General features: G+C 71.2%; 20 protein-coding genes. 9 read left to right on the forward strand and 11 right to left on the reverse strand.

The annotated features are described in order from the left end of the window. The first annotated feature begins 131 nt into the window (after positions 1–131). Both ACFTZC_RS09545 and ACFTZC_RS09550 read left to right on the forward strand, forming a co-directional pair. The gene (locus tag ACFTZC_RS09545) at positions 132–956 is read left to right on the forward strand and encodes a helix-turn-helix transcriptional regulator (RefSeq protein WP_382888209.1); all 825 of its coding nucleotides are present in this window, start codon (positions 132–134) and stop codon (positions 954–956) included. An 81-nt stretch (positions 957–1,037) separates the two neighbouring features. Continuing rightward, positions 1,038–1,895: an SMP-30/gluconolactonase/LRE family protein gene (locus ACFTZC_RS09550; RefSeq protein WP_382888210.1), complete on the forward strand. Its 858-nt coding sequence runs from the start codon at positions 1,038–1,040 to the stop codon at positions 1,893–1,895. 62 nt (positions 1,896–1,957) lie between these two features. Here the strand turns inward: ACFTZC_RS09550 and ACFTZC_RS09555 are convergent, their stop codons facing one another. From ACFTZC_RS09555 to ACFTZC_RS09570, 4 genes are all read right to left on the reverse strand, one after another. Further along, positions 1,958–2,548 (reverse strand): hypothetical protein, encoded by a 591-nt coding sequence (locus ACFTZC_RS09555; RefSeq protein WP_382888211.1) that lies wholly within the window; start codon positions 2,546–2,548, stop codon positions 1,958–1,960. A 70-nt stretch (positions 2,549–2,618) separates the two neighbouring features. Then, positions 2,619–3,524, reverse strand: coding sequence for a zinc metalloprotease HtpX (htpX, locus tag ACFTZC_RS09560; protein WP_382888212.1), 906 nt, complete (start codon positions 3,522–3,524; stop codon positions 2,619–2,621). A gap of 176 nt (positions 3,525–3,700) precedes the next feature. Beyond that, the gene (locus tag ACFTZC_RS09565; RefSeq protein WP_382888213.1) at positions 3,701–5,470 is read right to left on the reverse strand and encodes a glycoside hydrolase family 6 protein; all 1,770 of its coding nucleotides are present in this window, start codon (positions 5,468–5,470) and stop codon (positions 3,701–3,703) included. Beyond that, complete coding sequence (locus ACFTZC_RS09570) at positions 5,467–6,966, reverse strand: cellulose binding domain-containing protein (RefSeq protein ID WP_382888214.1); 1,500 nt, start codon at positions 6,964–6,966, stop codon at positions 5,467–5,469. The genes ACFTZC_RS09565 and ACFTZC_RS09570 overlap by 4 nt, the downstream gene beginning before the upstream one ends. A 270-nt stretch (positions 6,967–7,236) precedes the next feature. Between ACFTZC_RS09570 and ACFTZC_RS09575 the strand changes: the two genes are divergently transcribed. From ACFTZC_RS09575 to ACFTZC_RS09590, 4 genes are all read left to right on the forward strand, one after another. Next, a complete protein-coding gene (locus ACFTZC_RS09575) occupies positions 7,237–10,194 on the forward strand; it encodes a glycoside hydrolase family 48 protein (RefSeq protein ID WP_382888367.1) in 2,958 nt (985 codons plus the stop codon). 456 nt (positions 10,195–10,650) lie between these two features. Next, a complete protein-coding gene (locus ACFTZC_RS09580; protein WP_382888368.1) occupies positions 10,651–12,207 on the forward strand; it encodes a M4 family metallopeptidase in 1,557 nt (518 codons plus the stop codon). A 108-nt stretch (positions 12,208–12,315) separates the two neighbouring features. Continuing rightward, complete coding sequence (locus tag ACFTZC_RS09585) at positions 12,316–13,806, forward strand: MFS transporter (RefSeq protein ID WP_382888215.1); 1,491 nt, start codon at positions 12,316–12,318, stop codon at positions 13,804–13,806. A 169-nt stretch (positions 13,807–13,975) separates the two neighbouring features. After that, complete coding sequence (locus tag ACFTZC_RS09590; RefSeq protein ID WP_382888216.1) at positions 13,976–15,001, forward strand: glutathione S-transferase family protein; 1,026 nt, start codon at positions 13,976–13,978, stop codon at positions 14,999–15,001. Between the two features lie 19 nt (positions 15,002–15,020). On the opposite strand, the gene ACFTZC_RS09595 is transcribed toward ACFTZC_RS09590, so the two are convergent. The 7 genes from ACFTZC_RS09595 to ACFTZC_RS09625 all read right to left on the reverse strand — a co-directional run bounded on the left by ACFTZC_RS09595 (position 15,021) and on the right by ACFTZC_RS09625 (position 22,995). After that, entirely contained in the window at positions 15,021–16,316 is a 1,296-nt protein-coding gene (locus tag ACFTZC_RS09595) for an MFS transporter (RefSeq protein WP_382888217.1), read from the reverse strand. A gap of 45 nt (positions 16,317–16,361) precedes the next feature. Next, positions 16,362–17,291, reverse strand: coding sequence for an ion transporter (locus ACFTZC_RS09600; protein WP_382888218.1), 930 nt, complete (start codon positions 17,289–17,291; stop codon positions 16,362–16,364). A gap of 181 nt (positions 17,292–17,472) precedes the next feature. Next, positions 17,473–18,504 carry a hemolysin family protein gene (locus ACFTZC_RS09605; protein WP_382888219.1) on the reverse strand — a complete coding sequence of 344 codons (1,032 nt, stop codon included), beginning with the start codon at positions 18,502–18,504 and terminating at the stop codon, positions 17,473–17,475. Next, on the reverse strand, positions 18,501–19,835 hold the full coding sequence (locus ACFTZC_RS09610) for a hemolysin family protein (protein ID WP_382888220.1): 1,335 nt from the start codon (positions 19,833–19,835) through the stop codon (positions 18,501–18,503). Before ACFTZC_RS09610 ends, ACFTZC_RS09605 begins: the two co-directional genes overlap by 4 nt. A 270-nt stretch (positions 19,836–20,105) precedes the next feature. Further along, on the reverse strand, positions 20,106–21,431 hold the full coding sequence (locus ACFTZC_RS09615) for an LCP family protein (protein WP_382888369.1): 1,326 nt from the start codon (positions 21,429–21,431) through the stop codon (positions 20,106–20,108). 208 nt (positions 21,432–21,639) lie between these two features. Further along, complete coding sequence (locus tag ACFTZC_RS09620; RefSeq protein WP_382888221.1) at positions 21,640–22,602, reverse strand: M56 family metallopeptidase; 963 nt, start codon at positions 22,600–22,602, stop codon at positions 21,640–21,642. 3 nt (positions 22,603–22,605) lie between these two features. Then, positions 22,606–22,995 (reverse strand): BlaI/MecI/CopY family transcriptional regulator, encoded by a 390-nt coding sequence (locus ACFTZC_RS09625; protein ID WP_382888370.1) that lies wholly within the window; start codon positions 22,993–22,995, stop codon positions 22,606–22,608. Positions 22,996–23,333: 338 nt separating this feature from the next. On the opposite strand from ACFTZC_RS09625, the gene ACFTZC_RS09630 reads away from it, so the two are divergent. The 3 genes from ACFTZC_RS09630 to ACFTZC_RS09640 all read left to right on the forward strand — a co-directional run bounded on the left by ACFTZC_RS09630 (position 23,334) and on the right by ACFTZC_RS09640 (position 25,163). Further along, positions 23,334–23,909: a TerD family protein gene (locus ACFTZC_RS09630; RefSeq protein ID WP_382888222.1), complete on the forward strand. Its 576-nt coding sequence runs from the start codon at positions 23,334–23,336 to the stop codon at positions 23,907–23,909. Between the two features lie 115 nt (positions 23,910–24,024). After that, entirely contained in the window at positions 24,025–24,603 is a 579-nt protein-coding gene (locus tag ACFTZC_RS09635) for a TerD family protein (RefSeq protein ID WP_365817565.1), read from the forward strand. A 104-nt stretch (positions 24,604–24,707) separates the two neighbouring features. Then, complete coding sequence (locus tag ACFTZC_RS09640) at positions 24,708–25,163, forward strand: tellurite resistance TerB family protein (RefSeq protein WP_382888223.1); 456 nt, start codon at positions 24,708–24,710, stop codon at positions 25,161–25,163. Positions 25,164–25,215 lie beyond the last annotated feature (52 nt).

Consider the following 25,215-nt stretch of genomic DNA (forward strand, 5'->3'; position numbering starts at 1 on the left):
TGGCCTCCGTCCGTGGACCGGTTCCCTGCCCCCTCATGCTCGCCCGGCGAGGCGGTCGCTCCCGGTGCCCTGCCGTACCTGGGTATGGGCGTACCCAGGTACCGGTGGAACCAGGAAGGACAATGAACACCATGGGGAAACAAGGAGAGTTGGGAGAGTTCCTGCGCTCGCGCCGGGCCCGGATCCGGCCGGAGGACGTCGGATTCGCCTCCGGGTCCGGACTCCGCCGGGTGCCCGGGCTGCGCAGGGAGGAGCTGGCGCATCTGGCGGGCGTGAGCGTCGACTACTACGTACGGCTGGAGCAGGGCCGCAACCGCAGTGTCTCCGACGCGGTCCTCGGGGCCGTCGCGGACGCGCTGCGGATGGACCGGGACGAGCGCGACCACCTCTTCCGGCTCGCCCGCCCCCGGAAGGCGGCCACCGGGGAACCGTCCGGGGACGGCGGGGTGCGCCCGGAGACGCGGCGGCTGCTCGACTGGATCAGCGCACCCGCTCTGGTCCTCGGCCGCCGGATGGACGTCCTCGCCTGGAACCGCCCGGTGTGCGGCCTCATCACCGACTTCGGCCGACTGCCGCCGCGCGAGCGCAATCTGTGCCGGCTGCATCTCCTGGACGCGGAGATCGGCGGCCGCTATCCCGACCGTGACATGATCGCCCGCGAGGCCGTCGGCCATCTCCGGATCGCGGCGGGGGTCTTCCCCGACGACCCCGAACTGTGGGAACTCGTCGACGAACTCAAGGCCAGGAGCCCGGAGTTCCGGCACCACTGGGCGCGGCACACCGTACGGACCAAGGCGTTCGGGCTCAAGCGCATCGACCACCCGGAGGCCGGCCCGCTGACCCTCTCGTACGAGATCACCCACTTCCCGCAGGACACGGAACTGAGCCTGCTCGTCTACACCGCGGCCCCCGGCACGCGCGAGGAGCGCGTCCTGCGGAAACTGGCCGCGCGCTGAGGGGCCGGATCCCACGGAGGGCCGCGCCACGACCCGTTAGCATGCGGTGATCACCACGGTGACCTGGCGAGAGGGGCGGGCATGCGCGCGGAGCAGTGGACCGGAGTCGTCACCTACCACGGGGAAGGGCCCGGATGGGACCCCGGGACCGCCCGGCTGAGGGTGGTCGACATGCTCGCCGGGGACCTGCTGACCTTCGGCGCCGACGGCGGCGAGGCCCCCGAACGCCACCACCTCGGCGAGGTCGCCGCGGCCTGGCGGCCCCGCAGCTCCGGCGGCGTTGTCGCGGCCGTCGAGCGCGGCTTCGCGCTGATCGCGGCGGACGGCACGGTGACCCGCGGCGAGGAGCTGTGGAGCGATCCCACCATCCGGATGAACGAGGGCGGCTGCGACCCGGCCGGCAACTTCTACTGCGGGTCGATGGCGTACGACACCCGCCCCGGCGCCGGCCGGGTCTTCCGGCTCACGCCCGGCGGCGAGACCTCCGTCGTTCACACCGGCGTGACCATCTCCAACGGTCTGGCCTGGTCCCCGGCGGGCGACTTCGCCTACTACGTCGACACCCCCACCCAGAGCGTCGCCCGGGTGACGGTCGACCCCGCGACCGGCCTGTTCGCCACCCCCGAGCCCTGGGTGAGCGTCGACCCGGCCGACGGCGCGCCCGACGGGATCACGGTGGACGCCGAGGGCGGCGTGTGGGTCGCGCTCTGGGGCGGTTCCGCGGTCCGCCGCTACACCCCCGAGGGTGTGCTCGACACCGTGGTGGAGGTGAACGCCCGCCAGGTCAGCGCCTGCGCCTTCGGTGGTGACGACTACCGGCGGCTCTTCATCACCACCTCGCGCGAGAACGTGCCGGACGACGAGGACCCGGCGGCGGGCGCCGTGTTCGTGGTCGAACCGGGGATCGCCGGGCGCGCGCCGCTGCCGTACGCCGGATAAGCGGACGAGATAAGCGGACGGGAGGAGCCGGGCGGAGCCGCGAGAAGCCCGGAGAACGCGGCTCACAGCCCCGGCGCGCCCCAGACGGGGAACCAGCGCGCGAGGTCGGGCTCGATCCGCAGATCGTCCCCGAGCACCGCTCTGACCTGCAGTTCCCGCTGATTGTCCCGCTTCTCGGCGCCGCCGGGCAGCGGGGCGAACGGATAGAACGTGCCGCGCTTGTAGAGATAGACCAGCGCCAGTGCCCGCCGCTCCGCGTCCCGGAAGCCGATCAGGGAGCAGAGCAGCTGCGGCCCGAAGCCGCCGTCCTGGAGCAGTGTGTTCACCGCGTGCAGATCGTTGACCAGGGCGGCCGTGTCATCGGGGGGCCGCTGTGAGAGCAGCCAGGTGTAGCCGTACGGGTCCTGGCTGAAGGTGACCGGCGCCCCGGCCCGCTCCCGCGCGGTGTCCGCGTCCAGCAACTCCTGTACGTCCTGCCGGATCCGCGCGAATCCGCCGCCCTCGACGCCCGCGAAGCACACCGAGCCGAGCCCGGTGGGCACGTAGCCCGCTCCCGCCTCCAGGGTGAGCGCGGCGGAAGGGAGGGAGAAGAGCTGGTCGAGCTGGGGGCGGACGGGCTTGCTGCGGCCGAGAATGGTGTCGAGAAGGCCCACGGGACCAGCTCCTTCGCGGGTGGGCGGCCCGTGCGGACCAGGACGGGACCGGGACCGAGACCGGGACCGGTCACGGGCGGGCGAGTTCGGCGGAGATGCGGGCGAGCTGCTCCAGCCGCTGTTCGAGCGTCGGGTGCGAGGAGAGCAGCCGGCCGAGGCTCTCCTTGGAGGAGAACGCCGGGACGAAGTAGAACGCGTTGTACGGCTCCGCCTTCCGCAGGTCCTCCGTAGGGATCCGCGCCATCTGGCCGCTGACCTTGGTCAGCGCGGACGCCAGCGCGGAGGGCCGGCCGGTGAGCAGCGCGGCGGTCCGGTCCGCCGACAGCTCACGGTAACGGGAGAGCAGCCGGGTCAGCAGAAAGCCGACCGCGTACACCACCGCGCTGACCAGCGGAATCAGCATGATCGCGATCCCGGCGGGGCCCGCGTTGCGGGCGTTCCTGGCCAGTCCGCCCCACAGGGTGATCCGGGTGATCAGGCCCGCGAGCACACCGAGGAACGAGGCGATGGTCATCACGGCGACATCGCGGTGTGCCACGTGCGACATCTCATGGGCGAGGACGCCTTCCAGCTCCTCCGGCTCCAGCCGGCGCAGCAGCCCGGTCGTGGCGCAGATCAGCGCGCTGCGTTCGTTGCGCCCGGTGGCGAAGGCGTTGGGCATGTCACTCTGCGCGATGGCGACGCGCGGCTTGGGCATGTCGGCCAGCGCGCAGATCCGGTCGACGGCGCCGTGCAGGGCGGGTGCCTCCTCGGGCGTCACCTCGCGGGCGCCCATGCTGAACGCCGCGATCCTGTCGCTGAACCAGAACTGCGCGACGAACAGACCGCCGGCGAAGATCAGGATGATCGGCCAGGCGTGGTTCAGCACCGCCAGCAGCACACCGACCAGGACCACGTACAGCAGGCCGATCAGGAACATGGTGGTCACCATGCGTGTGGTCAGACCGCGGTCCGGGGTGTAGCGGTTCCGTGTCATCGTCGCCTCCACTCACTCTCTCTCCTGCTATTTTCCTCCTTTCCCAGGCAAACGGAATAAGAGCCACATATGGATGACGGAACCGGCGAGCCCCTGGCTGGGGCCCGCCGGTCCTCTTTCGCGTGGGGGAATCGAGTCCGTGTGGGGGGAATCGAGCGGTTGTCGCGCGGGGGGTGTTACAGCGCCGGGTAGGCGTTCTTCAGCAGCTCCTGGAACTGCGCGGAGAACCAGTCACCCGAGAGCGGCGCGTTGGGCAGGGCGCCCGACATGTGGTTGTTGTTGCGCGGGTTGCCCTCGTACGTCGGGTCGCACATCCGGTCGAAGCCCTTGCCCTGGTCGTTCGGGATGACCTTGCTCGCGCCGTCGGACTCGCCCGGGGGCTTCATCCAGACGTACGCGTCGATCCCGGCGGCGGGAGCGGCCTTCGGCCGTTCGCCGAGCCCGGCTCCGGACTGGTTGCACCAGTTGCCCAGGTGGATCCTGCGGTCGTAGCGCCCGCCGTCCACATACGTGTCCACGGTGCTCTGCGCGCCGGGTCCGGCGGGCCGGGCGGTGCCGCCCCAGCCGTTGCGCGAGGTGTCGATCAGCATGCCGATGCCGGACTGGAAGCCGACACCCACCAGCTCCTGGCGGAACGCCTGGGCGAACGACTGCTCGTCGACGTAGCGGTTCCAGTCCACCCACTTCGACTCACGGACCGACTTGCCGGCCACGCTGTCGTTGATGGTGAAGTTGTTCTCCTTCGTCGCACCGTAGTTGGCGGTGTTGACGATGAACCCGGCGACCTTGTCGACCGTGCTGCCCTCGGCGGTCGCGGCCTGCTTGAAGATCTGCGCCGAGGCGTTGAAGTTGTCGTCCCAGCCGATCCAGCCGTGGTGTCCGGCGTCCACGTAGTTGTAGACGTTGCCGACGGCGCCCAGCTTGTTCAGGGCGTAGCCGACGCCCTTGATGTAGTTGCCGTTCGCCTTCATCACGTCGCACTGGGGGGTGACGGTGGGCCGCGGCGAGACGTTGGTGACGAGGTTGGGCAGGGAGTCGATCTCGACGGTGGTCACGATCCGCAGGTTCGCGTACTTGGTGTCGGCGAGGATCGCGGCGATCGGGTCGATGTACTCCCGCTGGTACCGGGTGATCTCCGTCGGGCCCAGCTCGCCGTTGGAGGCGAGCGCGGCGCAGTCACGGCCCGGCAGGTTGTAGATCACGAGCTGCACGACGAACGCCCTGCCGGCCGCCTGGGTCAGGGCCGCGTCGAGGTGGGCGCGCAGCCCCATCCCGCCGTTCACGCCGTTGATGGCCGCGATCCGGTCCAGCCAGACCCCGGTCGGCTGGTTGGAGACCCTGCTGCCGCCCGGCTCGGCGGCCGCCTTGCGCGACCACTCCGGGTTCACGTACACCCCGGCGCCCGCGTACGGGTTGTCGACCCTGGCGCTCGGCCCGGTCGGCGGAGTGGTCGGCCCGGTCGGCGGAGTGGTCGGCGGGGTCGTCGGCGGGTCGGAGGGGGTGCCGCCGCCCGGCACGTTGCAGGTGACGCCGTTGAGCTTGAACGTGGTGGGGACCGCGTTCGTGCCGGTGACATCGGCGTTGAAGCCGAAGGAGGCCGAGGCGCCGGTGGAGAGTGTGCCGTTCCAGGAGGCGTTGGTGGCGGAGACCGCCGTCCCGCTCTGGGTGATGGTGGAGCTCCAGCCCTGGGTCACCTTCTGGTTGCCCGCGAAGCTCCACTCCAGCTTCCAGGAGCTGACCGCGTCACCGGTGTTGGTGACGGCGACGGCGCCGGAGAAGCCGCCGTTCCAGGAGCTCTGGACCTTGTAGTCGACCGTGCAGCCGGCCGCCGCCGCGGCGGCCGGCCCTTCCAGCACGGTCGCCGTGCCGGTCGCGGCGGCGACCAGCGCCAGCGCGGCGAGCACCGCCGTCCGTGCTCGGCGCGGAGGGGTGATGGTGCGGCTCATGAGAGTCCCTTCAGATGGTCACGGAGTCCGGCGCCGAAGGAGGTCGGCGTGCCGTTGTAGTCGCTGATCAGAGCGGGGCCCGAGGAACAGTCCCAGGTGTTCCAGGTCCAGCCGAGGTAGGACGCGCCCCGGCCGTCCAGCCAGGCCATGACCCGGTCGATGTACCCGTGCGAGCAGGTGTTCTCGCCGATCTCGCCTGCCACGAGGGGCACTTGGGCGAGTACTGGAGCGAGCTGTTCGTTCCAGCAGCTCTCGTTCGAGCAGGTGTTGAAGTTGTACGTGTGCCAGGCGGCGGCCGTGTTGCCCGCCGGATCGGCCGGCCGGTACTTCAGCCACTGACGCATGTCGTTCGAGTAGGCGATGCCGGGGATCAGCACCAGGTTCCGGGCTCCGGTCGCCCGCACCGCGTCGAGCAGGGACTGCATCCCGGCGACCCGGAAGTCGATGCCGGGGCAGCTCCCGCCGTCGCGCCAGCAGGTCCACGCGGCGTCCAGGCTGCTGGTGGCGCGGTCCGGGAAGGGCTCGTTGAAGAGGTCGAAGACCACCGCCCGGTCGTCCTTGAAGGTCTGGGCGACCGAGGACCAGAACGCCGGTGTGTACTGCGCGTTCGGCATCGGCTTCTGGCAGGTCGCGTACTCGGTGTCCGGACAGTGGCTGTCACCGCCGGTGTACTTCCCGTGGGACCAGTGGAGTTCGACCACCGGTGTGATGCCGTGCGCCTCCAGCCTGGCCACGTACGCCTTGACCGCCGCGATGTAGTTCGCCCCGGAGTAGGCCGGGTTCACGTTCGGGAGCCCGAGCCAGCACTCCTCGTTGAGCGGGACGCGTACGGTGTTCACCTTCCAGTCCGCGATGGCCCGGACCGACGCGTCGTCCACCGGTCCGTCGAAGAAGCCGTAGCCCTGGACGCACATGAACTCACCGCCGGAGCGGTTGACGCCGAGCATGCGGCGGGTCGCGCCGTTCTGGTCGACCAGCTTGTTCCCCGAGACCCGGAGCTGGGGCGGTGCGCCGCCCGGGGCGGGCGGGTCGGTCGGTGGCTCGGTGGGCGGTTCCGTCGGATCGGTCGGGTCGCCGGGACCCGTGTCGCCCCCGCACGCCACGCCGTTGACCTTGAAGGCGGTGGGCGCGGGGTTGGACCCCGACCAGGACGCGGTGAACCCCGCGCTCACCGAGCCGCCGGTGGGGATCCTGCCGTTCCAGCTCTCGTTGACCGCGGTCACGGTCCTGCCCGACTGCGACCACTTCCCGTTCCAGCCCTGGGTCACCTTCTGCGTACCCGGGAAGTCGAAGGTGAGGGACCAGCTCTCGACCGGGGACCCGTGGTTGGTCAGTGTGACGTCGCCCTGGAAGCCGGCGTCCCACTGACCGGTGGTGCGGTACTCGACGGTGCAGCCGGCCGCGGTTCCCGACGCGGCCGCCTGCGTGGCGACTGTTCCCGCGACGGCCAGGGCCGTCGCGGCCAGCAGTGCACAGAGGCGCGGTGGTGCTCGCATGGAGCGACTCCTCGATGGCCCGCACGCCGCCTGACACGGCGTACGACTGATGGAAGCGCTCCCACTGGTTGGCTTCGACGTTAGCGCCGAAGTGGCGTGAGTCAACAGCCCAGTTGAATTCTTTTATCTGTCAACTCGCCCGGACGTGCGTCTTGTTCAAAGACTTGACAGGTGCACGGTCCCGCTCGACGCTTGGGAGCGCTCCCACTGGTTCGAGTCCCCTTCCCCCCACCCGCACCGGACCGCGAGGAGGACCCCTCCATGCTCGGCATGCTCGGCTCACGAGGCTCGCCACCAGGCGCGTCAACCCCGCCCGGAAGGGTCCGCGGGCCGCGCGGACCCCGTCGGGTGCTCATCGCCCTCGCGGCCGCCCTCTCCCTGCCGCTCGGTCTGACCGCGGTCACCGGCACGCCCGCACAGGCCGCCGCGGTCCAGTGCGGAGTCGACTACAAGACGAAAGACTGGGGTTCCGGTTTCACCGCCGATCTGACGATCACCAACCGGGGCACGGAGGCCGTCTCCGGCTGGACCCTCACCTACGGGTACGCCGGCAACCAGACGCTCACCAGCGGCTGGAACGGCACCTGGTCGCAGTCCGGCAAGAACGTCACCGTCAGGAACGCCGCGCACAACGGCACCATCGCGCCCGGCGCCTCGGCCTCCGCCGGCGCCAACTTCACGTACAGCGGCGCCAACGCCGCGCCCACCGTCTTCGCCGTCAACGGCGTGACCTGCACCGGTGCGCACCAGCCGCCCATCGCCGTACTGACCAGCCCGGCCCCCGGCGCGCTGTTCACCGCGGGCGGCACCATCCCGATGGCCGCCACCGCCGCGGCGGCCGACGGCGCGGGCGTCACCAAGGTCGAGTTCTACAGCGACACCACACTGCTCGGCACCGACACCACCTCGCCGTACACCTTCGACTACACCAATGTCCCGGCGGGCGACCTCTCCCTCTACGCCAAGGCGTACGACGGGCAGGGCGCCGCCGCCGAGTCCACCCCCGTCGGGGTACGGGTCACCGCGGGCCCCTCGATCGTCGCGACGCCCGGCCAGCTCGGCGTGCAGCAGGGGAAGACGGGCACCTTCGCCGTCAGGCTCTCCACCCAGCCGAGCGCGAACGTCAACGTCACCGTGGCCCGCACCGCGGGCAACACCGGGCTGACGGTCACCTCGGGCTCCGCCCTCACCTTCACTCCCGCCAACTGGAGCACCGCCCAGCAGGTGACCGTCACCGCCGCGGCCACCGGCACCGGCGCGGCCACCTTCACCGCGAGCGCCACCGGACAGGCCAAGGCGGAGGTGACCGTCACCCAGCTAGCCGCGTCGACCACGTACGACGCCCGGTTCCTGGAGCTGTACGGCAAGATCACCGACCCGGCCGCCGGCTACTTCTCGCCCGAGGGGATCCCGTACCACTCCGTCGAGACACTGATCGTCGAGGCACCCGACCAGGGCCATGAGACGACCTCGGAGGCGTACAGCTACCTGATCTGGCTCCAGGCGATGTACGGCAAGGTCACCGGCGACTGGGCCCGGTTCAACGGCGCGTGGGACATCATGGAGAAGTACATGATCCCCACCCACGCCGACCAGCCGACCAACAGCTTCTACAACGCCTCGAAGCCCGCCACCTACGCGCCCGAGCAGGATCTGCCCTCGCAGTACCCCTCACAGCTCAACAGCAACATCCCGGTGGGCAACGACCCCATCGCGGCCGAGCTGAAGAGCGCGTACGGCACCGACGACATCTACGGCATGCACTGGATCCAGGACGTCGACAACGTCTACGGATACGGCAACGCCCCCGGCAAGTGCGAGGCGGGCCCCGCCGATCAGGGCCCCTCCTACATCAACACCTTCCAGCGCGGGCCGCAGGAGTCGGTCTGGGAGACCGTCACCCAGCCCACCTGCGACGCGTTCAAGTACGGCGGCACCAACGGCTATCTGGACCTCTTCACCAAGGACGCCTCGTACGCCAAGCAGTGGAAGTTCACCAACGCCCCCGACGCCGACGCCCGCGTCGTCCAGGCCGCCTACTGGGCCTCGGAATGGGCCAAGGAGCAGGGCAAGGGAAGCGCCGTCTCGGCCAATGTCGCCAAGGCCGCGAAGATGGGCGACTACCTCCGCTACGCCATGTACGACAAGTACTTCAAGAAGGTCGGCGACTGCGTGGGCGAGAGCGCCTGCCCCGCGGGCAGCGGCAAGAACAGCTCGCACTACCTGCTCTCCTGGTACTACGCCTGGGGCGGGGCCACCGACGCCTCGGCCGGCTGGGCCTGGCGCATCGGCTCCAGTTTCAGCCACAGCGGCTACCAGAACCCGATGGCGGCCTGGGCGCTCAGCTCGTACGCCGATCTCAAGCCGAAGTCGGCCACCGGCCAGCAGGACTGGTCCACCAGCCTCAAGCGCCAGGTGGAGTTCTACCGCTGGCTCCAGTCCTCCGAGGGCGGGATCGCGGGCGGCGCCACCAACAGCTGGCAGGGCCGGTACGCGACACCCCCGGCCGGGACCCCGACGTTCTACGGCATGTACTACGACGAGGCCCCGGTCTACCACGACCCGCCGTCCAACCAGTGGTTCGGCTTCCAGGCGTGGTCCATGGAGCGCGTGGCCGAGTACTACAACCGTACGGGTGATGCCGCGGCCAAGGCGGTGCTGGACAAGTGGGTCACCTGGGCCCTGTCCAAGACCACCGTCAACCCGGACGGTACGTACCTGATCCCCTCGACCCTCCAGTGGTCCGGCAAGCCCGACACCTGGAACGCCGCCAGCCCCGGCGCCAACACCGGGCTGCATGTCACCGTCGCGGACTACACCAACGACGTGGGCGTGGCCGCCGCGTACGCCAAGACCCTCTCGTACTACGCGGCGAAGTCCGGCCACGCGGCGGCGAAGACCACCGCCAAGGCGCTGCTGGACGGCATGTGGGACCACCACCGGGACGCGCTGGGCATCGCGGTCCCCGAGACCCGCGCGGACTACAGCCGGTTCGACGACCCGGTCCACATCCCGAGCGGCTGGACCGGCACCATGCCGAACGGCGACCGGATCGACGCGAACTCCACCTTCCTGTCGATCCGCTCCTTCTACGAGAGCGACCCGGCCTGGTCGAAGGTCGAGGCGTACCTGAAGGGCGGTGCGGCGCCCACCTTCACCTACCACCGCTTCTGGGCGCAGGCGGACATCGCGCTCGCCCTCGGTTCGTACTCCGACCTCTTCGAATAGCGCCACGGAGGGTGCGAGGAACAGCGCCACCGCATGACGGCGGAGGGTCCCGGCTGTCGCCCGCCGGGGCTCTCCGCGCCATGCGCGGTGGCGTGCTCACCAGGGGAGGCCCTCAACTCCCGTTCCTTTACGACCGGTTGATGTATTTTTGGCGTACAGAATTGACAACACGAGGTCAAATCCTGGTTTCTGATCTGTCGCAACGCGTCCCGTGGATGGCACTCTCTGGACGGCTCACCGCGCGTAGATCATCGCGGCGGGCCGGCTCCGCAGCACTCGCACACCTCTCAGCACCTTCGGGCGACGGACTCACCCCAGGCCGTCGCTTCCCCACAGGGGACCGCTCACCGGCGGTCCGACACTCTTGGAGACTGAGTGAGACTCGAAGCTTCCACCCCCCGCGCCACCACCCCCCGCAAGGCCGTGCGGCTGGCGGCGCTCGTCGCCTCCGCCGCCATGGTCGTGGTCGCGGTCCAGTCGGGCACGGCCAGCGCCCAGCCCGACCCCACCAGGGAGAGCGGCGCCACCGCCCTGGAGCTGACCCCCGCGCAGCGCGTCGAGGCCATCAGGTCCGCGCAGGCGGACACCGCCGGCGAGGCGAGGACCCTGGGCCTCGGCGCCGCCGAGAAGCTGGTGGTCAGGGACGTCGTCAAGGACGCCGACGGCACGGTCCACACCCGCTACGAGCGGACCTACCAGGGCCTGCCCGTGCTCGGCGGTGACCTCGTCGTCCACGAGAGCCCGGCCGACGGGCGGAGCGTCACCAAGGCGACCACGGCCCGCATAGCCGTGGCCTCCACCGACGCCGCGGTGGCCGCCTCCACCGCGAAGTCGAAGGCCCTGAAGGCCGCGTCGGCGGAGAAGACCACGGACGCGGCGGCCGAGAACGCGCCCCGCAAGGTGATCTGGGCGGCCTCCGGCACACCCGTGCTGGCCTGGGAGACCGTCGTCAAGGGCGTCCAGTCCGACGGCACGCCGAGCGAACTGCACGTCGTCACCGACGCGGCCACCGGCGCCGAGCTGTTCAGGAACGAGGCCATCCGGACCGGCACGGGAACCGGCAAGTACAACGGCAGCGTCACGCTCGGCACCACCAAGAGCGGCACCACGTACAACCTCACCGACGGCGGGCGCGGCAGCCACAAGACGTACGACCTGAACCAGGGCACCTCGGGCACCGGCACCCTCTTCACCGACGCCGACGACGTCTGGGCCGGCGGCCGGCAGACCGCGGGCGTCGACGCGCACTACGGCGCCGCGGAGACCTGGGACTTCTACAAGAACGTCGTCGGCCGCAACGGCATCAAGAACAACGGCGTCGGCTCCTACTCGCGCGTCCACTACGGCAACAACTACGTCAACGCGTTCTGGAGCGACTCCTGCTTCTGCATGACGTACGGGGACGGCTCGGGCAACGCCAACGCGCTCACCTCGCTCGACGTGGCCGCCCACGAGATGACCCACGGCGTCACCGCCGCGACAGCCAACCTGAACTACAGCGGCGAGTCCGGCGGTCTCAACGAGGCCACCTCCGACATCTTCGCCACCGCGGTCGAGTTCTACTCCAACACCGCGACCGACCCGGGTGACTACCTCATCGGCGAGAAGATCAACATCAACGGCGACGGCACCCCGCTGCGCTACCAGGACAAGCCCAGCAAGGACGGCGCCTCCAAGGACTACTGGTCGTCCACCCTGGGCAACCTCGACGTCCACTACTCGTCGGGCCCGGCCAACCACTTCTTCTACCTGCTGTCCGAGGGCAGCGGCGCGAAGACGATCAACGGCGTGAGCTACAACAGTCCCACGTACAACGGCGCCGCCGTCACCGGCATCGGCCGCGACAAGGCCATCCAGATCTGGTACAAGGCGCTCACCACGTACATGACGTCCACCACCAACTACGCACGGGCGCGCACCGCGACCCTGAGCGCGGCGGGCGCCCTCTACGGCACGACCAGCGCCGAGTACAAGGCGGTCGGCGCCGCCTGGACCGCCATCAACGTCGCCTGACGGTCCGCCCCCTCGGCGCTCCGGCGCCACCCGGGGCGCGCCACCACGGGGCACGGCCCGCGCGTTCCTTGCGCGCGGACCGTGCCCCTTCGCCGTAGGGTGCGGTCCATGGCCGGACATAAAGGGCAGGACACGGAACCTCCCGCCCACCCCCCGGGGCCGCCCCGCCCCGCCGCGCCGGACCCGCGACGGTGGAAGGCGCTGGCGGTCTGCCTGGTGGCGGGGTTCATGACGTTGCTGGACGTCTCCATCGTCAACGTCGCCCTGCCCTCCATCCGTGAGGGGCTCAGCACCCCGGTGTCCGACCTCCAGTGGGTGGTCTCCGGATACGCCCTCGCCTTCGGCCTCTTCCTGATCCCCGCGGGCCGGCTCGGGGACGCCCGGGGGCGGCGGCCGGTCTTCATGTGGGGGCTGACCCTCTTCGTCCTCGCCTCCGCCGCCTGCGGAGCCGCCCAGTCCAGCCTCTGGCTGGTGCTCGCCCGGCTGGTGCAGGGACTCGCGGGCGGCCTGGTCTCCCCGCAGATCTCCGCCCTGATCCAGCAGCTCTTCGCCGGCCGGGAACGGGGCCGGGCCTTCGGCATGTTCGGCACGGTGGTGGGCATCTCGACCGCCGTCGGCCCGCTGCTGGGCGGCCTCATCATCCAGGCGGCCGGCGCGGAGGAGGGCTGGAGGTGGGTCTTCTACGTCAACCTGCCGCTCGGCGCCGTCTGTCTGGTGCTGGCCCACCGGCTGCTGCCGGACACCCCGTCGGCCGGCCGGGTCACCCCGCGTCAGCTCGACCCCGTCGGCGTGCTCCTCCTCGGCGGCGGGATCCTGGCGCTGCTGCTGCCGCTCGTCCAGTCGCAGCAGTGGCACGGCGACGGGAAGTGGCTTCTGCTGCTGGTGGCCGCCGCGCTGCTGGCCGGCTTCGTGAAGTGGGAGTCCCGGTGCGGCACACGCGCCACCCAGCCGGTCCTGGACCTCTCCCTCTTCCGCGTCCGCTCCTTCCGGCTGGGCTGCCTGCTGATCCTGCTGTACTTCGCGGGGTTCACCACCGTCTTCTTCATCAGCACGCTCTACCTCCAGAGCGGACTGCACTACACCGCGCTCCAGGCGGGTCTGGCCATCACCCCCTTCGCACTGGGCTCGGGGGCGGCGGCAGCTCTCGGCGGGCGGCTCGTCGGCCGGTTCGGCCGGCCGCTCGTCGCCGTCGGGCTGATCATGGTGACCGCCGGCCTCGCGGCCACCGCCCTCGCCGTACACCTGGTGCCGGGGCACAACGTCGGGTGGGCGATGGCGGCGCCGCTGCTCCTGGCCGGGGTGGGCAGCGGACTGGTCATCTCGCCCAACCAGACCCTCACCCTCGCCGAGGTGCCGGTGCCCATGGCGGGCAGCGCCGGGGGCACCCTGCAGACGGCCCAGCGGGTGGGATCGGCGGTCGGGATCGCCGCCGTGGGTTCCGTCTTCTTCGCCGAGGTGACGCCCGACGGCTGGGCCACGGCGTTCGACCACGGACTGGTCGTCTCGGTCGGGTTCGTGGTGGCGGCGCTGCTGGTCGCCCTCGCCGACATCGCCGTGGCCCGGCGCACGGAGAGACAGCGCGACGCCCCGGCGCGCTGACGGTCCGCCACACCACGGGCGGGCGACGAGCCGCCGGGTACGAGGACCGCCACCGCGTACGAAAACCGCCACCGGGCAGGAGAACCCGTCACCGAGCAGGAAGACCCGCCACCGGGCAGAAGTCCGCCACAGAGCTGGCAGACCGCCACCGAGCAGGAAGGAACCAGCGATGAACGCACCCGCGGAGGCCGAGGGCAACGCCGCGTACGGGAAGAAGCCCTTCAAGCGGTCCAGGAGCCACTTCGCGGACCGGATCACCGCCGACGGCGCCGACGGCTGGCCCGTCGAGGCCGGCCGCTACCGCCTGGTCGTCAGCCGCGCCTGCCCGTGGGCGAGCCGCGCCCTCGTCTCGCGCCGCCTCCTCGGGCTGGAGGACGCCCTCTCCCTCGCCGTCGCCGACCCCATCCAGGACGACCGGAGCTGGCGCTTCACCCTCGACCCGGACGGCCGGGACCCCGTACTGGGCATCCGCTACCTCGCCGAGGCGTACGACGCCCGCGAGCGCGGCTATCCGGGCGGGGTCAGCGTCCCCGCGGTCGTGGACGTGCCCAGCGGCCGGCTCGTCACCAACGACTTCCAGCGGATCACCCTGGACCTGGCCACCGAGTGGACGGCGCTGCACCGGAGCGGCGCGCCCGACCTCTACCCCGAGCCGCTGCGCGACGAGATCGACGAGGTCATGGAGGGCGTCTACCGCGACGTCAACAACGGCGTGTACCGCGCCGGGTTCGCGTCCGGGCAGAGCGAGTACGAGGACGCCTACCGCGCCGTGTTCCACCGGCTAGGGCTGCTCTCCGAACGGCTCGCCGACCGCCGCTACCTGGTGGGGGACACCCTCACCGAGGCGGACATCCGGCTCTTCACCACGCTCGTGCGCTTCGACGCCGTCTACCACGGGCACTTCAAGTGCAACCGCTCGAAGCTGGCCGAGGACCCGGTGCTGTGGGCGTACGTCAGGGACCTCTACCAGACCCCCGGGTTCGGCGACACCGTCGACTTCGACCACATCAAGCGCCACTACTACCAGGTGCACACCGGTATCAACCCGACCGGGATCGTGCCCCTCGGCCCCGATCTCTCCGGCTGGCTCACACCGCACCACCGCGCGGAGCTGGGCGGTCGGCCGTTCGGCGACGGCACCCCGCCGGGCCCGGTGGCGCCGGGCGAGGAGGTCCCGCCGGCGGGACGCCCCTGACGCGCGCCCGGCCCCGGCATCACCTCCCGGCGTCCCCCGTTCCCTCGCCGCCGGAGACGCCGGGGACGTCGCCGACATCGCGCACGTCGGGCACGTCCGAGGCGTCCGAGGCGCCGGGAACGCCCGAGACGCCGGCAACCCCGGGCGGATGGCGCAGCACGTACAGGCCGACGCAGGCCGCGAGCACCATCACGCACGCCGAGAACGTCAGCCCCGCCCCCGTGAGCCCGAGCCACAGGGTCAGCGCGCCCACCCCGACGACGGGCAGGGAGATCCCCGTGTAGGCGACGACGAAGAAGGAGGAGAGCGTGGCGCCCCGGTGCTCGGGCGGCGCCACGGCGCTGACCGCGCTCATCCCGGCGCGGAACGCCAGCCCCTGGCCGAGTCCGCCGCAGAGCGCGCCCGCGACCAGCAGCGGCAGCGACCGCGCCGCCAGCGAGCCGGCCACCAGCAGCAGCCCGGCCACCAGGACCAGACAGCCCCCGGGCAGTGCCGCGCGCACCCCCAGCCGCCCCATCAGCGCCTGTCCAGCCGTCGAGGCGAGGAAGACGGAGAAGACGACCGCGCCCGTCACCGCCAGGTTGTGCACCGACAGGGTCTGGGCCACGAAGCTCGGCGCGACCGCCGTGAACAGCCCCAGCAGCGCGAACCCGGCGAACGCGGCGAGCGCCGAGGGCACGAACACCCCGCGGATCCCCGGCGGCAGCGAGAGCCCCCGCGGGCGGAGCCGCGGCCGGTGCGGGGAGGCGACCGTCTCCGGGAGGAACCAGGTCAGTACGGACGCGACCGCCACCAGCGCCAGATGGGTCACGAACGGCAGGGCGAGCGGCCACGGCGCGTACTGAGCGAGGATCCCGGACAGCAGTGGACCGCAGCCGAGGCCGCCCATGTTCGCCGCCGTGGCGGCCAGCCCGGCCCGCGCCTCCCGCCCGGGCGGCGCCAGCTCCAGCACACAGGCGGTGGCCGTACCGCTCAGCAGGCCGGCGGCGAAGCCGGAGAGCAGCCGTCCCGTGAAGAGCAGCGGCAGCCCGCCCTCGAAGAGGAAACACAGGGCACTGGCCGCCGAGAGCCCCAGCGCGAGGAGGAGTACGGGCCGCCGCCCCACCTGGTCGGAGAGGTCCCCGGCCAGCAGCAGTACGGCGATCACCCCGAGGGCGTAGACGGCGAACACCACCGTCACCATCAGCTCGGAGAAGCCGAGTTGCTCCCGGTAGAGCCCGTACAGCGGCGTGGGCAGCGTGGTGCCCGCCATCCCGACGGCGAACACCCCGGCCGCCACCGGAAATCCGAGGCGCCGGTGTCCGCGAACCGCCATACGACCCTCCGCCCGAACGCCCGGTCGGACGCTTTCCCCTTCCCCCTATGAAGGGCCACGCGGGACGGACGCGCCAGGCGGGGACGGCCGTAGGAGGGGGCGATCGTGCGCGCCCGCGGTCGCGAGCTGGGCCTCGACCTCGTCCAGGGCGCGGCGCGCGGCGGCGATCCGGGCGAGCAGCACGGCCTGCGCCTGCTCGGGGCCGCCCGCCGGGACGGCGGTCTCGTGCGCCTGCTCGTGCTCCTCCTCCAGTTCGCGCGCCTCCTCCAGGGAGTTGATGACCACGCCGATCAACAGGTTGACCAGGAGGAACGACCCCAGCAGAACGAACGACGCGAAGTAGACGATGGCCCAGCGGGAGACCTCCAGACCGCCGCGTACCGCGTCGCCCAGCCCGTCGAGGGTGATCAGCAGGAAGAGCGTGAGCGCCGCGCGGCCGAGCGAGCCGTAGTGCTCGGGGTCGGAGCGCGCGAAGAAGACCCAGCCGAGCATGGCGTACACGTACAGCAGCAGCGCGCCCACCAGCACGAAGCTCGCGGTCCCCGGCAGGCTCTTGCCCACGGCGACGATCACGATGCGCAGCTGCGGCAGGAAGCGCGCCGCGCGCAGCACCCGGGCGAGCCGGAGCAGCCGCAGGAGCGTCGTGTTCTCCCGGGCGAACGGGGTGAGGGCCAGCGAGACGACCGCCAGGTCGAAGACGTTCCACGGATCGCGGAAGAACTCCTTGGGGCGGTCCGCGTAGGAGGCGGCGCGCAGCAGGATCTCCGCGGTGAAAGCGGCGAGGAAAAGATGCTCGGCGAGCTTCAGTTCGGCGCGCCACTGGTGTACGGCGCCGCTGTACGTCTCGATGCCGAGCAGGCACGCGTTACCGACGATCAGGCAGAACACCGCGCTGCTGAAGGCGGTGGATTCCACGAGGCGCCGGCTGCGCGCGGCGAGAGCCACCGGCTCTAATCGACTCGTCCCGTCGTACATCAGAGGACACTCGTTTTCTTGCGCGTGCGCAGGCCAAAAGGGCAGGTTGAAAGATCAGATGACAAGGATAGGAGGGAGCGGCCGGTGCCCGGGGCGGGGCACCGGCCGCTTGTCGCGCCGTCCTGCCGTTCGGAAGGGGACGGCGCGGGCGGGGTGGCCGGACGGATGGTCCGCGCGGCGGTTACGCGGCGGTCGGCGGGCCGGTGGCGGGGCCGACCAGTTCCTCCAGGACGTCCTCCATGGTGACGAAGCCGATGACGGTCCCCTTGTCCCCGGTGACGGCGGCAAGGTGCGTGCCGGCGGTGCGCATGGCCGTCATCGTGTCGTCGAGCGGGGTGTCGATCTCGACCCGGACCACCGTGTGCAGCGCGCTCCGCGGGAACGGCTCGGTGCGCTCGTCGACGCCGAGGGCGTCCTTGATGTGCAGATAGCCGAGGATCGTGGCGTCGGGCCCGGTCACCGGCAGCCGGGAGAAGCCGGAGGACGCGGCGGCGCGCTCCAGTTCCCGCGGGGTGATCCGGTGGTCGACGGTGACCGTACGGCTCAGCGGGACCATCACCTCGCCCACCGGCCGGGTGCCCAGCTCCAGCGCGTCACGCAGCCGCTCCCCGTCCGCCGGGTCGAGCAGCCCCGCCTCGCTGGAGTCGGTGACCAGCCGGGCGAGTTCGTCGTCGGTGAAGACGGAGGCGACCTCGTCCTTCGGCTCGACCTTCAGCAGCCGCAGGATGGAGTTGGCGAACGCGTTGATCCCGAAGATCACCGGGCGCAGCGCGCGGGTCAGCCAGACCAGCGCGGGCCCGAGCGCGAGCGCGGTGGGCGCCGGGGCGGCCAGCGCGATGTTCTTCGGCACCATCTCGCCGACGAGCATGTGCAGATACGTCGCCAGGGTCAGCGCGATCACGAACGCGATCGGGTGGATCAGCGCCTCGGGCACCCCGATCGCCTCGAACGGCGGCTCCAGCAGGTGCGCTATGGCCGGCTCCGCGACGGCGCCCAGCACCAGCGAGGAGATGGTGATCCCGAGCTGCGCGGTGGCCATGGCCGCCGAGAGGTGCTCCAGACCCCACAGGGTGTTCTTGGCGCGCCTGCTGCCCTTGACGGCCAGCGGCTCGATCTGGCTGCGCCGTACGGAGATGAGCGCGAACTCGGCCCCGACGAAGAACGCGTTGGTGAACAGGGTGAGCACGCCGATGGCGAGCTGCAGGCCGGTCATCGGGCGTCCTCCGTGATCTGTGCGGCCCGGGCGGGGGCGGTGACGCCGACCCGGTCCGCGCGGTGGTGCTCGACGCGCTGCACGGTGAACTGCCAGCCGTCGATCTCCAGGGTGTCGTCGGGCACGGGCAGCCGTTCCAGGCGGGTCGCGAGCAGCCCGGCGAGCGTCTCGTACGGGCCCTCCGGCGCGGTGAAGCCGATCGTTTCGAGCTGGTCGAGCCGGACGGAGCCGTCGGCCTCCCACACGTCGCGGCCCTCGGCGTCCGGCTTGCCGGGGAGCAGGTCCGGGGTCTCGTCCGGGTCGTGTTCGTCGCGTACCTCGCCGACGACCTCCTCCACGATGTCCTCCACCGTGGCGACCCCCGCGGTCCCGCCGTACTCGTCGATGACGACGGCCATGGTCCGCGACTCGCGCAGCCGCCGCAGCAGCCGGTCCACCGGGAGGGAATCGGGCACCAGCATCGGGCTGGTCGCCAGTTCGGTGACGGGGGTGTGGTCCCGCCGGTCCTCGTCCAGGGCCAGCACGTCGCGGATGTGGATCGTGCCGATGACCTCGTCGAGGCTGTCCCGGTAGACGGGGAAGCGCGACAGGCCGGTGGCCAGGGTGAGATGGGCGGCGTCCGTGGCGGTGGCGTGTGCCTCCAGGGCCCGGACGTCCACCCGCGGGGTCATCACGTTCTCCGCGGTCAGATCGGCGAGGTGCAGGGTCCGTACGAACAGCTCCGCGGAGTCCGCCTCTATGGCGCCCTCCCGCGCGGAGTGCCGGGCCAGCGCGACCAGTTCCTCGGGGGTACGGGCGGACGCCAGCTCCTCGGCGGGCTCCAGGCCGAAGCGCCGTACCAGCTTGTTCGCGGTGTTGTTCAGGTGCCGGATCAGCGGGGCGAACGCGGCGGTGAAGCCGCGCTGCGGACTCGCCACGACCTTGGCGACCGTGAGCGGGCTGGAGATCGCCCAGTTCTTCGGGACGAGCTCACCGACGACCATCAGCACGACGGTGGAGAGCGAGACACCGAGCAGGGTGGCGACCGTGGACACCGCGCCGCCGGGCAGACCGACGGCCTCCAGCGGACCGCGCAGCAGGGCGGCGAAGGACGGCTCGGCGAGCATGCCGATGACCAGGGAGGTCACCGTGATGCCGAGCTGGGCCCCGGAGAGCTGGAAGGTGAGCCGCTTGGCCGCCTCCAGGGCGCTCGCGGCCCCGCGCTCACCGGCGGCGGCGGCGCGCTCCAGCTCGCTCCGCTCGATCGTGGTCAGGGAGAACTCGGCCGCCACGAACACCGCACAGGCGAGGGTGAGCGCGAGGGCGAGCAGCAGCAGGAGCACTTCGGTCACCGTGCCACCTCCGTCCCCTGGCTCGGCGGGACGGGAATGGCACGGTTCGTACTGGGAGGCTCACCCATTGCGGGACCGCAGCTCCTTCTCGGATCAGTTGGTTCGACTCGTATGTTCTTGCGGTGAGACGACGGGGAAGTGGCCCGTCGCTCAATGGTAAAGGAATAGCAAAGCGACGCAATGTGGCGTACGCCACCCGTCACGGTCCCCGTCACTCCACCCGTCACGGCGTCCGTCATGGCCGGAGGCTCGTCCGCCGGGCCGCCGCGCTCATCTGAGGGCCTTGAAGTCCTGGCCCACGGTCAGGGTCACCACGCCCGGCGTGGCCTCCGTGTCCTGCCGTACGGCGCTGCCCGGCAGCCGGGAGGCCAGCATCTCGGCCCCCGCCTTCTGGTCCTGCGGGTAGCCGACCGTGGTCTTCTTCGCGGACTCCGGCGCGTTCCCGACCGACGAGACCGTGAAGCCGGCCGTACGGAGCGTGTCGGCGACCTCGGCGGCCCGTCCCTGGGTGCCGGTGCCGTTGAGCACCTGCACCCGCACCGTGGTCGCGTAGACCGGGTTCTCGGTCGACGCCTCCAGCTTCTCCTTGTCGGTCTCCTTGTCCTGCGCCATGGCGGTGAACAGATTCCCGGCGTGCGGATACTGCCAGACGACATTGGCCTTGTCCGAGGGGACATCGGCCTCGCGGGGATAGTTCGGCACGGTCAGGAACGTCAGCCGGTCGCTCGGGACGGCCTTGATCTCGTTGGCGAGGGCGGTGAGCGGCTTGATGCCCGCCAGCGCCTCGTCCGTGGTGAGCGACTTGGTCGCGGAGTCGAGGAAACCGTAGAGCGCGTTCGGGCTGGTCAGCTTCTCCTGCGCCTTGGCCGCCACGGCCTCCATGAACTCCTGCTGCCGCCCGATGCGCCCGAGGTCGGAGCCGTCGCCGACGCTGTAGCGGGTACGGACGTACCCCAGGGCCTTCTCGTCCCTGACCGTCTGGCAGCCCGCCTCCATCTCCAGATGGGCCTTCTTGTCGTTGATCGCCGTCTCCGGGCAGACCTCGATGCCGTCCAGCGCGTTGACCATGCCCTTGAAGCCCTGGAAGTCCACCGACATGAAGTGGTCGATGCGCAGCCCGGTGTTCTGCTCCACGGTCTTGATGGTGCAGGCGGCGGCGTCGGCGACCTCGCCGCTCGATCCCCCGATGGCGAACGATTCGTTGATCTTGAAGTGGTGAGGCTCCGAGGTGGTCCCGTCGCCCTTGTCGCAGGACGGGATGTTCACCCAGGAGTCGCGCGGGAGGGAGACCACCGTGGCCCACTCCCGGTTGGCGGCGAGGTGCATCACCATCAGGGTGTCCGACTGCATGGTGGTCAGGCCCTTGCCGTACTTGCCGTTGTCCCCGTCGCGCGAGTCGGAGCCCACGACCAGGATGTTCTTCGAGCCCGGGCTGGAGTTGACCGGGCGGTCGCCGCCGATCTTCCCGTCGATGTCCGCGGAGTGGATGTTCCCGTCGAGGTTCTGGTAGATCCAGGTCCCGGCGCCGGCCACGCCGATCAGCGCCACGGCGAGCACCCCGCCGGTCCAGACGGCTATTCGCCCCCGCCGGGTCAGTCTGGAGCGGCCCGCCGCGCGGTCCGGTCCCCGGGCGGCACGCCGCCCGTTGCCCGCCGGGCGGCCGCGCCGCCCCCTGGATTGACTGCCCACGCTGGTCCTCCGTGCCCCGTACCCCGCTCCGTCCAGCTTCGGACGGGCCGGTTCGCCGCCCTGTGCGACGCGTGCACTCTACTGCTTCTACAGGGGTGTAGAAGACGCCAGGTCGTCACAGGGGTGTCGCGGCTTCGAGGACCAGGAAGAGCGCCGACGCCGCGTTCAGCGCGGAGACGGTCGACGCCGCCGTTCCCGCGGCGGCGACATACGCGGCCATCCCCGCCCGGGTGAGCGCGGGCGGCCAGCTCCTGCGCGGCGGCACGGGGCCGAGCAGCGCCGCCACCCGGCGCGGCACCGGACCCGCCGAGGCGAACGCCGCGAGCCCGGGGGGTGACATCTGGCGGGAGACGAGCGCGGCCTTGCCCACCGCGCGCGCCGTCGTGCGCCGGTCGCCCGTCGTGTACGCCGCCTCCTCGTCCGCCCAGCGCTCGGTGCTGTACGTCACCGCCTCCGCCAGCGGCCGCAGGAACGGGTTGGCGCACCCCGCCAGCCGTACGGCCAGCAGCAGCCGGTGGTGGCGCCCGGCGAGATGAGCGTGCTCATGGGCGAGTAAAGCGGCCCGTTCCCCCTGGTCCAGGCAGGACAGCAGTCCCGTGGAGACGACGATCCGGCCGGGGGAGCCGGGCAGGGCGTACGCGTACGGCAGCTCGTCGTCCAGGACGGCGAGCCCGGGCGCCGCGGCGTACGCCGACGCGTACCCGGGCAGCTCCCGCAGCCCGGCCAGTGCGCGGTGGGCCCGCGCGCGGAACCGCAGATGGCGCCGTACGGTCTGCGCGCACGCCACCACGACCAGGAGCAGCGCCACGATCGCGGTCTTGCCGGCCACCTCGTCGTACGGCACGGCCTCGCGCACCTCCGGATCCGACCAGCTGTCCGGCAGCGGGTTCCCGGGCAGCTGCGCGGTCCCGACGACCACGAGCAGCCCGAGACAGAACGTGCTGCACGCGGCGAGGACCACCCCGACGGAGGTCAGCAGCCACGCGGCGCTGCGCGGGTGCAGATGCTGCTCGGCCAGGCGGGCGATCGGCAGCGCGGTCAGCGGCAGGACCAGGGGGAGGAAGACGAAGACACCCATCGGTCAACTCTCCGCTTCGTCCGCGGCCGACCGGTCCGTCCCGGGGGCGGTGGTGCGGTCGGTGGCGTCGGCCGCGCTGAGCAGCGAGCGGAGCACCCGCTCGTCGTGCGGCGAGAGGGCCGACACGAAGCTGGAGAGCACCGCGTCGCGGTCGTCCCGCTCGTCGAGCAGCCGGCGCATGCGCAGCGCCGTGAGCCCCGCCTCGTCCGCCACCGGTGTCCACAGGAACGAGCGGCCGGAGCGGGTGCGGGTGACGGCCTGCTTGCCGAGGAGGCGCGTGAGGATCGTGATCACGGTGGTGTAGGCCAGCTCGCCGTCGAGCCGCTCCTGCACCCAGGTCGCCGCCACCGGGGTGGTCGCCGAGCCCAGGACGGCCAGCACCTGCGCCTCCAGCTGCCCCTGGCCGCGCCTGCGCGTACGGGAGCCCCGGTCGTCGAGGTCCCGGCGCTCGCCGAGGCCGTGGTGCTCGCCGGCGTACCCGGCGTGCCCGGTCTGCCCGACGGGCCCGGTGTTTCTGGTGTTCCCGGCGTTTCCGACCACGGAAGTGGCCTCCTCTCCACGCTGCCGCCCCAGCCGCCCTGGCGCCGGGGCATCCTAACCACCAGCTCATTTCTACAGTGCTGTAGATTTACGATGGTGTCACACGGCGCCGTGGCCGCCGGTACGTCCCGTACGTCCTGTGTGCCCGGTTCCGGACATCTGCCGGTTCCGCACGGACGAAAGGAAGCAACATGGGTGTGAGCCTCGCCAAGGGCGGCAACGTCTCACTGAGCAAGGAGGCTCCCGGTCTGACCGCCGTTCTGGTCGCTCTCGGCTGGGACGTACGGACCACCACCGGGGCCGACCACGATCTGGACGCCAGCGCCCTGCTGTGTGACGGTTCCGGCAAGGTCGTCTCCGACCAGCACTTCGTCTTCTACAACAACCTCAAGAGCCCGGACGGCTCCGTCGAGCACACCGGTGACAACCTGACCGGCGAGGGCGACGGCGACGACGAGACCGTCAAGGTCGACCTCTCCGCCGTGCCCGCCGGCGTGTCGAAGATCGTCTTCCCGGTGTCGATCCACGACGCCGAGTCCCGCGGCCAGAGCTTCGGTCAGGTGCGCAACGCGTACATCCGGGTCGTCAACCAGGCGGGCGGCGCCGAGCTGGCCCGCTACGACCTGAGCGAGGACGCCTCCACCGAGACCGCGATGGTCTTCGGCGAGCTGTACCGCAACGGGGCGGAGTGGAAGTTCCGCGCGATCGGCCAGGGATACGCGTCCGGCCTCGCCGGGATCGCCGCCGACTACGGCGTCAACGTCTGACCCGCGCGTCCGGGCCCGATCCCGCGACCCCGCACCCGCACCCGGCCCCGGTCCCCGACGACCGCGTCAGGACCCGAGCCGGGGCCGCGCCGGCACCAACCACCAGGAGTGAACGATGAGCGTCAACCTCTCCAAGGGCCAGCAGATCAGCCTGACCAAGTCCGGTGGCGGTGAACTCACGACCGTCCGCATGGGACTCGGCTGGCAGGCCGCCAAGAAGGGCTTCTTCGCCCGGCTGACCGCCAGCGAGATCGACCTCGACGCCTCGGCGCTGCTCTTCGCCGGCAAGGAAGCCGTCGACGTCGTCTTCTTCCAGCACCTGACCAGTGACGACGGCTCCGTGCGGCACACCGGTGACAACCGGGTCGGCGGCGCCGGCCAGGGAGGCGACGACGAGTCGATCGTCGTGGACCTCCAGCGGGTCCCCGTCCACGTCGACCAGATCGTTTTCACGGTGAACTCCTTCACCGGCCAGACCTTCGAAGAGGTCGAGAACGCCTTCTGCCGGCTCGTCGACGAGACCAACGGCCAGGAGCTGGCCCGCTACACGCTCACCGGCGGCGGCGGCCACACCGCCCAGATCATGGCCAAGGTGTTCCGCTCCGGCGGCGGCTGGGAGATGTCCGCCATCGGCAGCCCCGCCGAGGGGCGCACCTTCCAGGACCTGATGCCCGCCGTCGCGCCGCACCTCTGACCCTGGCCGGTCCGGCCGGCCGACCGGCCGGACCGCAGGCAGAACACCTGTCCGATCCACCTGTCCGATCCATCCGACCGACCTACCCGACCAGGAGTAGTCACGTGGCCCTGTGGGACCGCATCAAGGATTCCGCGTCATCGATGCAGACGCAGCTCAACGCGAAGAAGAACGACCTCAAGAGCGGCGCCTTCCGGGACGCCAGCATGGCCATGTGCGCCCTGGTCGCCGCCGCGGACGGCTCCATCGACGCCTCGGAGCGCCAGCGCGTCGCCGCGCTGATCATGAGCAACGACGTGCTCCAGAACTTCCCCGCGGAAGACCTCCAGGCACGGTTCAACGACTACTGCCAGAAGCTCACCACCGACTTCGACTTCGGCAAGGTCGGCATCCTCCAGACCATCGGCAAGGTCGCCAAGAAGCCCACCGAGGCCCGCGCGGTCATCCAGATCGGCATCGTCATCGGCGGCGCCGACGGCGACTTCGACAAGACGGAGCAGGCCGTGGTCCGCGAGGCGTGCTTCGCCGTGGGCATCGCGCCGAGCGAGTTCGACCTCTGACGGCCGTTCTCCCCGAAGCCCGATGAGCGGGGGCGTGCCGCGCGATGCAACG

The organism is Streptomyces sp. NPDC056987 (genome assembly GCF_042673865.1).
Taxonomy (GTDB): domain Bacteria; phylum Actinomycetota; class Actinomycetes; order Streptomycetales; family Streptomycetaceae; genus Streptomyces.